The organism is Mesorhizobium sp. B2-4-7 (genome assembly GCF_006442685.1).
GTDB lineage: Bacteria > Pseudomonadota > Alphaproteobacteria > Rhizobiales > Rhizobiaceae > Mesorhizobium.
The window spans coordinates 121,672-134,615 of record NZ_VFVH01000010.1; the positions used below are offsets into that span (position 1 = coordinate 121,672).

The following is a 12,944-nucleotide window of genomic DNA, read 5'->3' on the forward strand; positions in this document are numbered from 1 at the left end:
GTTACTCGATGCCCAGCTTGGCCTTGACCAGGTCATTGACGGCCTGCGGGTTGGCCTTGCCGCCGGTCGCCTTCATCACCTGGCCGACGAACCAGCCGGCCATGGTCGGCTTGGCGCGCGCCTGCTCGACCTTGTCCGGGTTGGCGGCGATCACCTCGTCCACCGCTTTTTCGATAGCGCCGGTGTCGGTAACCTGTTTCATGCCGCGGCTCTCGACCAGTTGGCGCGGGTCGCCGCCCTCGTTCCAGACGATCTCGAACAGGTCCTTGGCAATCTTGCCGGAGATGGTGCCATCCTTGATCAGGTCGATGATAGCGCCGAGCTGGTCTGGCGAAACCGGAGCGTTTTCAATGTCCTTGCCAGCTTTGTTCAATTGTCCGAGCAGGTCGTTGATGACCCAATTGGCCGCGAGCTTGCCGTCGCGGCCGGCGGCCACCTTCTCGAAATAGTCGGCGATCGGCTTTTCCGACACCAGGATCGAAGCATCGTAAGTCGAGAGGCCGAGCGAGGAGATCAATCGCGCCTTCTTGTCGTCGGGCAGTTCCGGCAACTCCTTGGCCAGCGCTTCGACATAGGCCTGGTCGAACTCCAGCGGCAACAGATCGGGATCGGGAAAATAGCGGTAGTCGTGCGCCTCTTCCTTGGTGCGCATCGAACGGGTTTCGCCCTTGACGGCGTCGAACAGCCGCGTTTCCTGGTCGATCGTGCCGCCATCCTCGATGATGGCGATCTGCCGGCGCGCCTCGAAATCGATCGCCTGGCCGATGAAGCGGATCGAATTGACGTTCTTGATCTCGCAGCGCGTGCCGAATTCGCCGCCCGGCCGGCGCACCGAAACATTGACGTCGGCGCGCATGGAGCCTTCGTCCATGTTGCCGTCGCAGGTGCCGAGATAGCGAACGATGGTGCGCAGCTTGGTAACATAGGCCTTGGCTTCGTCGGCCGAACGCATGTCCGGTTTCGACACGATTTCCATCAGCGCCACGCCGGAGCGGTTGAGATCGACATAGGACATGGTCGGATGCTGGTCGTGCATCGATTTGCCGGCATCCTGCTCCAGATGCAGGCGCTCGATGCCGACCTCGATGTCCTCGAACTCGCCCTGGCGGTCGGGCCCTACGGAGACGATCACCGTGCCCTCGCCGACGATCGGCTGCTTGAACTGCGAGATCTGGTAGCCCTGCGGCAGGTCCGGGTAGAAGTAGTTCTTCCGGTCGAAGACGGACTTGTGGTTGATCTGCGCCTTCAGCCCGAGGCCGGTCCGGATCGCCTGCTTGACGCATTCCTCGTTGATGACGGGCAGCATGCCGGGCATTGCGGCATCGACCAGGCTGACATTGGCGTTAGGGGCGGCACCGAACGACGTCGAAGCGCCGGAAAACAGCTTTGCTTCCGATGTCACCTGCGCATGGACCTCGAGCCCGATGATGATTTCCCAGTCGCCGGTGGCGCCGGGGATCAGGCGTTTCGCGTCGGGCGTGCGGGTATCGATGATGCTCATGGTGGCCTGCGTAGTAGAACGATGGAAACGTGCGTTTTGCACATCCTGATTTGCAACTTCGCTAGTGCAAACCGCCTCGCGAGACAAGCGTAAAGCCGCTCGCTGGCCTTTTCCGCCGCTTTCGCCTATAGGCCATCCATCCCAATGGAGAGTGGATGTCCACTTACGCTCAGTCCCGGTAAGGCCCTGACCTCGCAGCGAGGCAGGGCAGAAAACCTGAAACCCCGTGCCGCGAAGCTTCGCGGCGGCGGCTTTTGTTGTTTTCCCGGAAACTCTCCCATGGATATTTCGCGTATTGAACAACGCGTTCTGCACCTGCTCGCGCAGGGCGGACGCATCGAGATCGAAAAAAGTGAGAAGAAGCGGATCGCGTCCGTCAAATGCCTGACCCGCGACGGCTGGCACTACCCCGGCGTCGATCTCGACCTGTTTCGGAAGCTGAAGCGCAAGAAGGCGGTTTCGTCGTCGGTCGGCGGCCCCTACCGCATCACGCGGCGCGGGCTCCAACTCGTCCGCTCCGAACTCGACAACAGGTAGCCTATCGCCCGCCGGCCGTTTGCGCGGCCGGCGGTTGCTTGCCGCTCAGGCGGTAGCAATATAGGCGCGGATTTCCTCAGCCTCGCGCTCGACATCCTCGATACGACGCTTGACCACGTCGCCGATCGAAACGATGCCGTCGAGCATGCCGTCCTTTTCCACCGGAAGATGGCGGAAGCGGCCCCGGGTCATGATCTCCATCACCTCGTTGACGGTGTGATTCTCGTTGCAGATCTTTACTTTCGGCGTCATCGCGGAACGAACGGCTATGTCGAGCGCGGCAGCGCCTTCCCTGGCGACGACGCGCACGATGTCGCGCTCGGACAGGATGCCGACGATCTTGCGGTCTCCATTGGTGATGACCAACGCCCCGATCCTGTGTTCGGCAAGGATGCGGATGGCTTCGCTCAGTTTTTCGTTCGGCCCGAGCGTCAACACGTCGTGGCCTTTTTGCTCGAGAATGGCCTTAACCGTCATGGCGTCCTCCTCTACTTTGCCAACCGGTTCCTGCCCTGACCGGCTTTCACGTAAGAGTGAACATCGTGCGCCGCGATCGGTTGCATTTCAAGTGCGGTGGTCGGTCGTCTCCCAATCGAGCGGCTGCCAACGCCTGTCGAACCAGCGCAAGCCGAAGAAGCCGGCGACAAAGCCGCCAATATGAGCCTCCCAGGCGATCTGGCTGTCGACGCCGGGGGCGAAGCCGACAAGGCCGGTGACAAGATTGATCATCATCCAAACGGCAAGGAAGATCATCACGCCACGCGAGCGCAGCACCATTGCGATCGGCAGCACGGGGCCGGCGAAAGCGGCTTTGCCCGCCGAACGATCCGTACGGAAGCCAAAGCGTGCCGCCGCTCCCATCATGCCCGATATCGCACCGGAAGCCCCGACCAGCGGCGCTTCGCCATATGGATGCATGGCCCAGAAAAGCGCCACTGAAGCCAGTCCCGTCGCGGCGAAGAACAACGCGAACCAGAACGCTCCGAGCCGATTGGCCAACGGCGAGCCAAAGGCAGCGAGCCAGACCATATTGATGGCGATATGCGCAAATCCACCATGCATGAAGGCATAGGTGAAGGGCCGCGTGAACAGGAACCAGTCGAAGCCGTATTGGCCGGTGTAGAGGACAGGGATGAAGGCCCCATCGTAAAGCAGTGTCATTTGCTGAGCATCACTCAGCACGTATTGCTGCAACAGGTAGATGGCCACGCAAATGGCGATCACCGCCAGCACGATCGGCGGCAGGTTGAAGATCGGCTCGCGACGCGGCTCGGGCTCGCGATCCGCCTGTTCTATTTCCGGTGGGCTTACAGGTTCACTCATGCGCACTAGCACTCGGTCCAGGATTCGTCGTTGCGAGCATCTAGACCACTGCCCGCCGGACCACAAAGGGCGAATCGCCGAGCGCGAATCAAAAGTGCCGAATCAAAAGAAAGCCGTCCAAGGTTTCCCTTGAACGGCTGTCGAGTCCCCTGTTCCCCCGAACTCTTGACTGAAGTGCTGCCGATCGTCGCGAAACGACCGCTTCTGGAGTGGTTTTTGTGTGCCACGCGGCTCGACCGGGCGCAACGTAAACCACTTGTTAACCTTAACGGCCCCGACCCGTGAACAAGTGTTAACGACGCTGGCACGCTTCCTGCTCCGCAACGCATGTAGGTCATCGGAGGGCGCCCTTCTGTTCACCGATGGGACATCAGACGACAGAATGCGCGGAGCTGCTTAGCATGAACCAGAACGGATCGATCACGCTGTTCCAGTATTGGAACCGCTTGCGTGATGGACGCCCTGCCCCGAAGCGCTCGGAAGTGGAGCCGGCCGATATCAAGTCGCTGCTGGCCGACACCTTCATCCTGGAAAGGGACACGCGTGGGCAAGCGGTGTTCCGGCTGGCCGGCACAAGGCTCTGCGCCTCCTATGGCCGCGAACTCAAGGGGTTCTCCTTTCCCTCGCTATGGCGCGAGAAGGACCAGCGGCTGGTCTCGAAGCTGATCCATGGCGTGTTCGACCAGAAATCCGTCGTGCTGATCATGTTCGAGGGCTTCAGCCGCAACGGCCGTTCCAACAAGTTCGAACTGCTTGCCTTACCGCTGGATGGCGGCGTCGAAAACCCGCGTTGCCTTGGCGTGATCAGCGCTGTGGAGAAGCCGTTCTGGCTGGGCGCCGACCCGCTCACGGACGCGTTGATCGATTCGATCCGTGTCATCGATCCCGAAAAAGAGTTGCTGGCGAGCCGGCCGGCGATCGACGTTCCCTCGCTTGTTCCCGCCGAACTGGAGGCGCCCGAAACCATCTCCGCGCTCGGCCGAGCGCGCCGCATCCGCCACCTCGTCGTCTTCGATGGCGGGCGCGAGGAATAGTTGACGATCCTACAGCCCCGCCTGCCCGTTTTTCCCCTTTGTTAACCCGCTTTGCTGTAGTTCTGGGATGAAGTCCCTGGCATCGGCGCGCGGGGATGCCAAACGGGGTGTAGGCAGTCATGAGGTCAGCGGCGGTCGACTACGCGCCGTCCCAAGCTGAGAGACGTAACTTTCAGCGCGTCCGGGTCAAGATATACGGGCGCTTCATGCTGGAAGACCGCACCGAACATCCTTGCCAGGTCGTCGATATGTCGCCGGGTAACGTCGCGTTTCGCACGGACCGCATCGGCATGCCCGGTGAAAAGGTCATCGCCTATGTCGACCATATCGGCCGCATAGAAGGCGTCGTCACCCGCACCTTGCAGGACGGTTTCGCAATGACGGTGATTGCGTCGGACCGCAAGAAGGACAAGCTCGCCGCGCAATTGACGTGGCTCGCCAACAAGCACGAGCTCGATCTGCCGGAAGACCGCCGCCACGAGCGCGTCGCCCCCCGCAACCCGACCAGCATCCTGCAGCTCACCGACGGCCGTCAGTACCAGTGCCGCATCATCGACCTGTCGCTCTCCGGCGCCGCGATCGAGATCGACGTCAAGCCGGCGATCGGCGTCCAGGTCATGCTCGGCACCATGCGCGGACAGATCGTGCGTCATTTCGAGGATGGCGTCGCCATCGAATTCGCCGTCATCCAGCGGCCTGAGACGCTCGATTCGGAATTCAACACGCCGCGCGCCTGAAGGCCGAACAGCGTTAAGATCAAAACCGGCCTTCGCGGCCGGTTTTTTTGTATTTCACGACAACGATTGACCACTCAAAAGTTTCAAATTTGATACCTATTCTAGGGACGTTTTACTCAATATCTACTGCGCGCTTTTGCGTCGAATAAATCCACCTGTGGCAATGTCTCCCTCGAACGGGGAGACAAAAACAATGAAGAAAACGAGAGGCAAGCTGTTGCTGATGGCAATGGCGATGCAGCTTTCCGCTTGGGGATCAGCATATGCCGCGGGACCGGCCTATATGCACACCGGCGGCCGCACCACACAGCCTGTCGGACACTATGAATTCTGCCAGCGCATACCGGGCGAATGCAGCGAGCGGACACCCAAGGGGGCGCCGGTCGAACTGACCCGCAAGCTGTGGGCGACGATCCTCAGCATCAACAACTCGGTCAATACCCGCGTCAAGCCGCGCACCGACATGGAAAACAACGGCGTCGAGGAATATTGGGCCTATCCCGACAACGGCTATGGCGATTGCGAGGACTACGCGCTGGAAAAGCGCCGCGAGCTGATGGACGCCGGCGTTCCGGCCGGCAACCTGTTGATGACGGTCGCGCGCCAGCCGAACGGTGACGGCCACGCGGTGCTGACCGTGCGCACCAGCCTCGGCGAATTCATCCTCGACAATCTGGAAACCAAGGTCCTGTCCTGGACGGACACCGACTACACCTACCTCAAGCGACAGTCGGATACCAATTCCGGCGTCTGGGTGACGATCAACGACGGCCGCGCCGACGCGGTCGCCAGCGTCCGCTGACGGCGTCGATCCATGGCGATCAACGCGCAGCGTTAGGGGACCGGCACGCGTGAACCAGAGACCAGGCGCTACGCATCAAGGCGATGCGCCTAAGGAGAAACCCGGTCGAGTCCCCACCCTCCCCGTCCCAACGACCGGGTCTAAGGAGCCGGCCCCGTCCCCGGGCCGGCTCCGCCATTTCTGGCCTAGACCTTCTTCAACCCCGCCTTGAAGCGCTTGCCGTTGGCGACATAGTGCGCGGCCGAGGCTCGCAGCCTCGCGATCGCCGTCTCGTCCAGCACCCTGATCGCCTTGGCCGGCGAGCCGACGATCAGCGAATTGTCCGGGAATTCCTTGCCTTCGGTGACCAGCGCGCCGGCGCCGACCAGCGAATTCTTGCCGATCCTGGCGCCGTTGAGCACGATTGCGCCCATGCCGATCAGGCTGTTGTCGCCAATGGTGCAGCCATGCAGCATGGCCCGGTGTCCAATCGTGCAGCCTTCGCCAATGGTCAGCGGGAAGCCGGGATCGGTGTGCATGACCGTGTGCTCCTGCACGTTGGTGTCGGCGCCGATCACGACAGGTTCATTGTCGCCGCGGATGACGACGCCGAACCAGAAGCCGGCATTGCGGCCGATGCTGATGTCGCCGATCAGCGTCGCATCGGGCGCGATCCAGTTTGAGCCCGCATCCGCGAAGTTCGGTTCGGTGCCATCGATCGCATAAAGCGGCATTTTCTGGTCTCCGATTCGTCTCAAGCCTGAAAGTCGAACGACCCTAGGTTGGCACCTCCCAACACGCAACGGCCACAAGAACGATGCCGAGCGCCAGCGTCCAGGCGACCGCCGTGCAGCCACAGGAAATCAGCGCCACCGACGAAATGCGACCGTCGCGGCGGGCGTCCAAGGCATCGTTGAGCAGCATGAACGGCCCGGCGCACGCGGTGGCGGCGAGCGAACGCAGTACGTGCGCGGAGGACACATAAGGCTCGGTGAACGCGACCTTGCGCCCGGCAACCAACTCCATCGCCGATCCGACCAGCCCGCAAGCCGTCAACCCGACAGGAAAAGCGAACGCAGTTAGCTCAACCGGGCCCATCTTTACCTTCCGTTTACCATGAAATCGCACAGTCGCTGGAAGGACTGCAAGAGCCGTGCCGTGCGATGCGTGCCGTCACGGGACAGGAATCCGGGGACAGAGATGAAGCAGGCAGCGATCGCCGACGACCCCCAATTCACCGTGGTCGATTCCACGCTGATGAAGCGGGTGTTCTACGCCTTCGCAGCACTCGCCCTGCTGTCGGTCGCAATCAGCCTGGGCGGCAAATGGTTCGGCCATTCGATCGCCATGGCCGGCTACACGGATGATGCGACGATGCGCAAGGTGGTGGTCGGCAACAATGTCATCGCCGTGCCTGCCAATTTTATCCGTTTCGAACAGGCGCGGCGCGACGGCATCGCCTCGCGGCTCGACCTCTATCTGCGCTATCCCCAGATGGATGGCTACAGCGAGGCCGCCCGCGGCGATTTCAACCACACGGGGCCAGCCAAAAGCATCGTCTTCCTGTCCTTCGAACCGCAAATGATGTCTCGCGACATGAGCGGACGTTTCGGGCCGATCTACAGCGCGTTGATCGTGCAGCCCGGCACGGCAGGTCCGGGCGGCACGACGATTTACGGTTTCAACGCGAAATCAGGTTACCTCAACGAGGTGCTCGTTGTCGGCAACCGGCCCGGCAAGGACCCGTTCGTGGCCCGCTGCCTGAGTGGGCCGGCAGCCGAACAATCGCTGGCGCCTTGCGAGCGCGACATCCATGTCGGCGAGGATCTCAGCCTCACCTATCGCTTCCCGAAGGAATTTCTGGGGGATTGGCAGGCGCTTGACGCGGCAATCACCGCCGAGGCCGGGCGTGTCCTGAAGGCGGGACAGTGACGGAAGGCCGGCCGCGTTTGCGTCCGGCATCGCCATGGGCGTGGGATCAGCCCAGATCGATGTCGAGGATCGCCATCGAGAAATTGTAGTCGCCGTCATCCTCGTCTTTGAAGACGATGCCGAGGAATTCGTCGCCGACGTAGACTTCGGCCGAATCCTCCTTGCGCGGCCGTGCCTTGACCTCGAGCTTGGGGTTCTGGAAGACGCGCTTGAAATAGGCGTCCAGCTTTCTGATTTCGTCAGGCTTCAACAGTCTTCTCCGATCATCGGGCTTGCTCGTTTGAACGGCGCTTCTGACACGTTGACGATGGCCATGTAAAGGCAAGCTCGCCGTATTGCACGGCAATCGGACTCGTCGACGCGAGCAGTGCGAAACTCCCCGACGCCCCTCAGTAAAATTAGATGTCGAAGCTGACGACCTGGTCCATCGTCTGCGACGGTAGAAGCTGGTCCATCTGGCGCGACGGCTGGTCGCAGCCGGTCTCGCCGACGACGCGAGCCGGCACGCCTGCGACCGTCTTGTTATGCGGCACCGGCGACAGCACCACCGAACCGGCGGCGATCTTGGAGCAATGGCCGATTTCGATGTTGCCGAGAATCTTGGCGCCGGCACCGATCAAGACGCCACGACGAATCTTGGGGTGACGGTCTCCGCCGGCCTTGCCGGTGCCGCCGAGCGTGACACCGTGCAGGATCGACACGTCGTCCTCGATGACCGCTGTCTCGCCGACGACCAGGCCGGTGGCGTGGTCGATGAAGATGCCCTTGCCGATGCGGGCCGCCGGATTGATATCGGTCTGGAAAACCGAGGACGAACGGCTTTGCAGATAGAGCGCGAAATCCTTGCGCCCCTGGTTCCACAGCCAATGCGCCAGCCTGTGGGTCTGGATGGCGTGAAATCCCTTGAAGTAGAGCACCGGCATGATGAAGCGGTCGCAGGCCGGATCGCGGTCGTAATAGGCCTGGATATCGACACGCACGATGGTCGGCCAATCCTTGTCGTCGGCCAGCATCGACTTGAAGGTCTGGCGGATGAGATCGGAACCTATGTCCTGGTGCGCCAACCGCTCGGCCAGCCGGTGGATGACCGCCTCCTCCAGGCTCTCCTGGTTGAGGATGGTCGAATAGAGGAAGGCGGCGAGCAGCGGGTCGCGATTGACCGCGTCCATCGCTTCGTCACGGATCGAGCGCCAGATCGGATCGACCGGCTGCAACGCGCTGTGTCGGGAAATGCTGATGCTGTTCATCGACGTCGTCCTGCCGCCTTGCCTAATGTCGAGCCGCACATATAAGCCAGATCATAGCACGATTGAACTCAATTTTCCTTAGTGCTCTGTCAAATGGATTTGGTTCGCGGGAATTCAAGCCGGCATGGAAAATGAACTCTTGCTCGACAATGCCCTCAAACGCGAGCTTTCCGCCCTCTATGAGGGACGGGATCGCCACTACCACAACCTTGCCCATATCGAGGCGATGCTGGCGCTCGCCGGCGAGTACCGGAAGCTGCTCGGCGATCCCGAGGCCGTCGAGGCGGCGATCTGGTTCCACGACGCCGTCTATGACAGCCGGGCCAAGGACAACGAGGCGCAAAGCGCAGCGCTCGCGGAAAAGAAGCTCGCGGGCCGCATCGACGCCCAGCGCCTCGGCCGCATCTGCGCCATGATCCTTGCCACCGCAACACACCAGTTGCCGGGCTTCGAAGACACGGCCGCGGTGCGTGACGCCGCTCTTTTCCTGGACATGGACCTGTCGATCCTCGGCGCAGCGCCGGATGCATTCGATGCCTATGAGCGCGCGATCCGCGCCGAATATCAATGGGTGGAGGAGCCGATATGGCGGGCCGGACGTGGCGCGGTGCTGAACAGCTTCCTGACACGCCCGCACATCTTCCACAGCGAGGAATTCCGCCGGCGCTTCGAGCAGCAGGCTAGGCTGAATCTCACCCGGTCGCTCGAAGCGCTGCAAAAACCGGGGTGATATCGGGCTTGTGCCTTTCGGTTTATCGGGCTCTTACGCCGGGTCAAAGCGGATTTTCGGCGTAGAATTCCAGCACACGCCGCTTGAAGGTCTTGTCGCCGACGGCCAGCATATGGTCACGGCCTTCGATGTGGAAAGCCTTGGCGTTGGGCATCAGTGCGGCAAGTTCGTCGGGCGAGCCGCCAATGTCATCGGTGGTGCCGACGGCGATCAGCGTCGGCTGGGCGATCCGGGCAATTTCATCCTCGCTCAGCAACTCGCGGGAGGTGGCAATGCAGGCCGCGAGCGCCCGGCGGTCGCTGCGAGTCTGGTCGGCGAAGGCGCGAAACGAACGGCCGCGGGGATGAGTGGTCTTGGCCGGATCGTCGGCAAGAAGGGCTGCCGCGATCGGATCCCAATCGCCGACGCCGTCGATCATGCCGATGCCGAGACCGCCGAAGACCAGCGTCGCCACCTTGTCGGGATCCGACAGCGCCAGGAATGCCGCTATCCTCGCGCCCATCGAATAGCCCATGACATGGGCGCGCCCGATGCCGAGATGATCGAGCAAAGCAGCCGCGTCCGAGGCCATCCGGGCCGGGGTGTAATCTGCCTCTTCGTAGCTTTTCGATGACGAGCCGTGGCCGCGATTGTCCAGCGCAATGGCGCGGTAGCCGTCATCGTTCAGCGTCTTGAACCAGCCGGGCGAAACCCAGTTGACGTAATGGCTGGAGGCAAAGCCATGGATCATCAACACAGGATCGCCCCGGCCCGATTCCGGCTGGCGGTCGAGGAAGGCGATATCGAACCCGTCATGGGAAAAAAACTGCATCGGCTATACTGCCCGCGTCCTCAACCGCCACCGCCGTTCGGCGCATCGCCATTGTCCGATGGCGGCACCTCGGGGCCTGATATGGTGCCAACGGCCGGATGCCGCACCAGGTCGCCATAATCGATACCGTTCCTGGCGGCGGTGCCCGCCTTGAGCTCAAGCACGAAGCGCACCGGCACGCCGGGCGAAATGAGCGCCTGGGATTGCGGCTCGCCGTGCTTGACCGCCCGGATCTTGCCATCCTGGCCGATAAAAACCAGGTCAAGCGGCATCGGCGTGTTCTGCATCCAGAAGTTGACCTGCTGCTGCATGTCGAAGACGAACAACATGCCGTGATCGTCCGCCATGTCCTGGCGATACATCAAGCCGGCCTCGCGTTCAGCATCGGTGTCGGCGATTTCGATGGAAAAGGAGCGATCTCCGCCTTTCGTCGCCACGACCAGCGGCGTTGGGTCCACCGGCAGGGTCATCACCCGGCTGTCGGCCGCCGTCGGTGCAGGCAAATAGAAATAGGCGCCCGCGGCGACGATGACGGCAGCCAGGACGCACATTGCGCCCGCCGTCAGCCAGTTCCTATGTGTCATGCGAAAATCCTCGGCAACCGCCCTAATGCGCGACCGGCAAGGTTCCCATATCGGGGTGGATTTCGGCAGCCATAAGGCCTTTGTCGCCGCGCCCGAAGCGGACAAGCACGACCTGCCCCGGCCGAAGCTCGGTGATGCCGTAGCGACGCAAGGTTTCCATATGGACGAAGATGTCCTCGGTGCCCTCGCCCCGGGTCAGGAAACCAAACCCCTTGGTGCGGTTGAACCACTTCACCAAGGCACGTTCCAGCCCGCTTTCGGGTGTCACCGAGACATGGGTGCGCTGTTCCTGCATTTCCGCGGGATGGACCGCTGTGGTGACATCCATCGAGAGAACCCGGAAAGCCTGCAATCCGCGCTCGCCCTGCTTGACGAGGCAGACAACGCGCGCTCCCTCCAGAGCAGTCTGGAAACCATCCCGTCTAAGGCATGTCACATGGAGGAGGATGTCGCCTGAAACGCCGTCATCCGGGAGGATGAAGCCATAGCCCTTGGCTACATCGAACCACTTGATGGCGCCGGATATTTCGGTCAGATCGACGGCATCGCCGCCTTCGTCGCGCTTCATGGCGTCGCCAAGGGTTTCGGACCGCCCCGTCAAAGAGGCTTTTTCCCCCATAAGAATGCCCCCTTTTTTCAAGAACACCGCAACTGATTCTTGACACCAGATTAACACTGCGGCTTCCGGTGAGTGCAAGACCTGACGTGCCTTTTTTCACGGTTCATTATGCGAATACCGGATTTGTTCTTTGGCGGCGCCGGCAGCCGCCTGGGATTTGCCCTTTGGACGGCCCACCCCTATGTTGCGCCGCAACCCAACAAGTCGAGGAAATCACATGCGCTATCTGCACACCATGGTTCGCGTCGCCGACATCGATGCTTCGCTCGATTTCTACTGCAACAAGCTCGGCCTGAAGGAAGTGCGCCGCTACGAGAACGAGCAGGGCCGCTATACGCTGATCTTCCTGGCCGCGCCGGAAGACGAGCAAAGCGGCATCGACGAGAAAGCACCGCTGGTCGAGCTCACCTACAATTGGGACCCGGAAGACTACAAGGGCGGCCGCAATTTCGGCCACCTCGCCTATGAAGTCGACGACATATACGCCACCTGCCAGCGGCTGATGGACAGCGGTGTCACCATCCACCGGCCGCCGCGCGACGGCAACATGGCTTTCGTCAAGTCGCCGGACGGAATCTCGATCGAACTTCTGCAGAAAGGTCCGGCGAAGGCAAAGGCCGAACCGTGGGCGTCGATGCCGAACACCGGAAGCTGGTGATCGATCACCTTTTCGAGCGATCGGCAGCCGGCCTATGGCGGCGGGCGAGCTTGCGCCTATCTATGCGGCGATAGCGCCCGCCTCGAAAGCGGGCACCGTTTCGTGCGTTTCACCCTCGGAGATCCCTTCATGACGATCAGCCATGCCGATGTCACCACCGCACATGCAAGCCGTTATCTGCAGCAATTGTGCAAACATTGGGCGCACAAATTCCCCGTGGAATTCGATCCCAATCATGGCGCCATCGACCTTTCGCTCGGCCGCACCATCATGGATGCCGATGGAGCTGCGCTGCACATCACCGTATCGAGCGACGACCCCGGCTCTATCGAACGCCTCGAAAGCGTCGTCGCCGACCACATCAAACGCTTTGCGTTTCGCGAGGAGCTGACGTTCGACTGGAAACGCGCCGAGGCGGCGTAGGCTCTTGTCTACGCATTACGGCAGGCA

At 61.7% G+C, this 12,944-nt stretch carries 18 protein-coding genes; 8 read left to right on the forward strand and 10 right to left on the reverse strand.

The annotated features are described in order from the left end of the window. Window position 1: 1 nt before the first annotated feature. Complete coding sequence (gene gatB / locus FJ946_RS23850; protein ID WP_140493678.1) at window positions 2-1,501, reverse strand: Asp-tRNA(Asn)/Glu-tRNA(Gln) amidotransferase subunit GatB; 1,500 nt, start codon at window positions 1,499-1,501, stop codon at window positions 2-4. Between the two features lie 279 nt (window positions 1,502-1,780). On the opposite strand from gatB, the gene FJ946_RS23860 reads away from it, so the two are divergent. Continuing rightward, window positions 1,781-2,038: a YjhX family toxin gene (locus tag FJ946_RS23860; RefSeq protein ID WP_140564632.1), complete on the forward strand. Its 258-nt coding sequence runs from the start codon at window positions 1,781-1,783 to the stop codon at window positions 2,036-2,038. A gap of 45 nt (window positions 2,039-2,083) precedes the next feature. Here FJ946_RS23860 and FJ946_RS23865 read toward each other — a convergent pair whose 3' ends face one another. Further along, window positions 2,084-2,515, reverse strand: a complete 432-nt coding sequence (locus FJ946_RS23865) for a CBS domain-containing protein (protein WP_140493682.1) — start codon at window positions 2,513-2,515, stop codon at window positions 2,084-2,086. An 87-nt stretch (window positions 2,516-2,602) separates the two neighbouring features. After that, window positions 2,603-3,361, reverse strand: a complete 759-nt coding sequence (locus FJ946_RS23870; RefSeq protein ID WP_140522115.1) for a rhomboid family intramembrane serine protease — start codon at window positions 3,359-3,361, stop codon at window positions 2,603-2,605. Window positions 3,362-3,762: 401 nt separating this feature from the next. On the opposite strand from FJ946_RS23870, the gene FJ946_RS23875 reads away from it, so the two are divergent. The 3 genes from FJ946_RS23875 to FJ946_RS23885 all read left to right on the forward strand — a co-directional run bounded on the left by FJ946_RS23875 (window position 3,763) and on the right by FJ946_RS23885 (window position 5,934). Beyond that, window positions 3,763-4,395, forward strand: coding sequence for a PAS domain-containing protein (locus tag FJ946_RS23875; RefSeq protein WP_140493687.1), 633 nt, complete (start codon window positions 3,763-3,765; stop codon window positions 4,393-4,395). A gap of 119 nt (window positions 4,396-4,514) precedes the next feature. Next, window positions 4,515-5,132: a PilZ domain-containing protein gene (locus FJ946_RS23880; protein WP_140493689.1), complete on the forward strand. Its 618-nt coding sequence runs from the start codon at window positions 4,515-4,517 to the stop codon at window positions 5,130-5,132. A 193-nt stretch (window positions 5,133-5,325) separates the two neighbouring features. Continuing rightward, window positions 5,326-5,934 carry a transglutaminase-like cysteine peptidase gene (locus FJ946_RS23885; protein WP_140517647.1) on the forward strand — a complete coding sequence of 203 codons (609 nt, stop codon included), beginning with the start codon at window positions 5,326-5,328 and terminating at the stop codon, window positions 5,932-5,934. Window positions 5,935-6,119: 185 nt separating this feature from the next. Here the strand turns inward: FJ946_RS23885 and FJ946_RS23890 are convergent, their stop codons facing one another. Next, window positions 6,120-6,647, reverse strand: coding sequence for a gamma carbonic anhydrase family protein (locus tag FJ946_RS23890; protein WP_140517648.1), 528 nt, complete (start codon window positions 6,645-6,647; stop codon window positions 6,120-6,122). Window positions 6,648-6,690: 43 nt separating this feature from the next. Beyond that, the gene (locus FJ946_RS23895) at window positions 6,691-7,011 is read right to left on the reverse strand and encodes a hypothetical protein (RefSeq protein ID WP_140564634.1); all 321 of its coding nucleotides are present in this window, start codon (window positions 7,009-7,011) and stop codon (window positions 6,691-6,693) included. A gap of 102 nt (window positions 7,012-7,113) precedes the next feature. Here FJ946_RS23895 and FJ946_RS23900 point away from each other — a divergent pair, with 102 nt between their 5' ends. Then, window positions 7,114-7,845 carry a hypothetical protein gene (locus FJ946_RS23900; RefSeq protein WP_140564635.1) on the forward strand — a complete coding sequence of 244 codons (732 nt, stop codon included), beginning with the start codon at window positions 7,114-7,116 and terminating at the stop codon, window positions 7,843-7,845. Between the two features lie 46 nt (window positions 7,846-7,891). Here FJ946_RS23900 and FJ946_RS23905 read toward each other — a convergent pair whose 3' ends face one another. Together FJ946_RS23905 and cysE are read right to left on the reverse strand one after the other, a co-directional pair. Next, window positions 7,892-8,095: a DUF3126 family protein gene (locus FJ946_RS23905; protein ID WP_019857879.1), complete on the reverse strand. Its 204-nt coding sequence runs from the start codon at window positions 8,093-8,095 to the stop codon at window positions 7,892-7,894. A gap of 148 nt (window positions 8,096-8,243) precedes the next feature. Beyond that, window positions 8,244-9,092 carry a serine O-acetyltransferase gene (gene cysE / locus FJ946_RS23910; RefSeq protein WP_140564637.1) on the reverse strand — a complete coding sequence of 283 codons (849 nt, stop codon included), beginning with the start codon at window positions 9,090-9,092 and terminating at the stop codon, window positions 8,244-8,246. A 124-nt stretch (window positions 9,093-9,216) separates the two neighbouring features. Between cysE and FJ946_RS23915 the strand changes: the two genes are divergently transcribed. Beyond that, entirely contained in the window at window positions 9,217-9,822 is a 606-nt protein-coding gene (locus FJ946_RS23915) for a hypothetical protein (protein ID WP_140547372.1), read from the forward strand. A 43-nt stretch (window positions 9,823-9,865) separates the two neighbouring features. On the opposite strand, the gene FJ946_RS23920 is transcribed toward FJ946_RS23915, so the two are convergent. The 3 genes from FJ946_RS23920 to FJ946_RS23930 are packed head-to-tail and all read right to left on the reverse strand — an operon-like array spanning window position 9,866 to window position 11,785. Beyond that, entirely contained in the window at window positions 9,866-10,633 is a 768-nt protein-coding gene (locus FJ946_RS23920) for an alpha/beta hydrolase (RefSeq protein ID WP_140558495.1), read from the reverse strand. Window positions 10,634-10,653: 20 nt separating this feature from the next. Further along, entirely contained in the window at window positions 10,654-11,217 is a 564-nt protein-coding gene (locus FJ946_RS23925; RefSeq protein WP_140522103.1) for a DUF192 domain-containing protein, read from the reverse strand. A 22-nt stretch (window positions 11,218-11,239) separates the two neighbouring features. Then, on the reverse strand, window positions 11,240-11,785 hold the full coding sequence (locus tag FJ946_RS23930; protein WP_181165163.1) for a cold-shock protein: 546 nt from the start codon (window positions 11,783-11,785) through the stop codon (window positions 11,240-11,242). 268 nt (window positions 11,786-12,053) lie between these two features. Between FJ946_RS23930 and gloA the strand changes: the two genes are divergently transcribed. Beyond that, on the forward strand, window positions 12,054-12,494 hold the full coding sequence (gene gloA, locus FJ946_RS23935) for a lactoylglutathione lyase (RefSeq protein WP_140558496.1): 441 nt from the start codon (window positions 12,054-12,056) through the stop codon (window positions 12,492-12,494). Between the two features lie 129 nt (window positions 12,495-12,623). Continuing rightward, a complete protein-coding gene (locus FJ946_RS23940; RefSeq protein WP_140522099.1) occupies window positions 12,624-12,917 on the forward strand; it encodes a DUF2218 domain-containing protein in 294 nt (97 codons plus the stop codon). The last annotated feature ends 27 nt before the right edge of the window (window positions 12,918-12,944 follow it).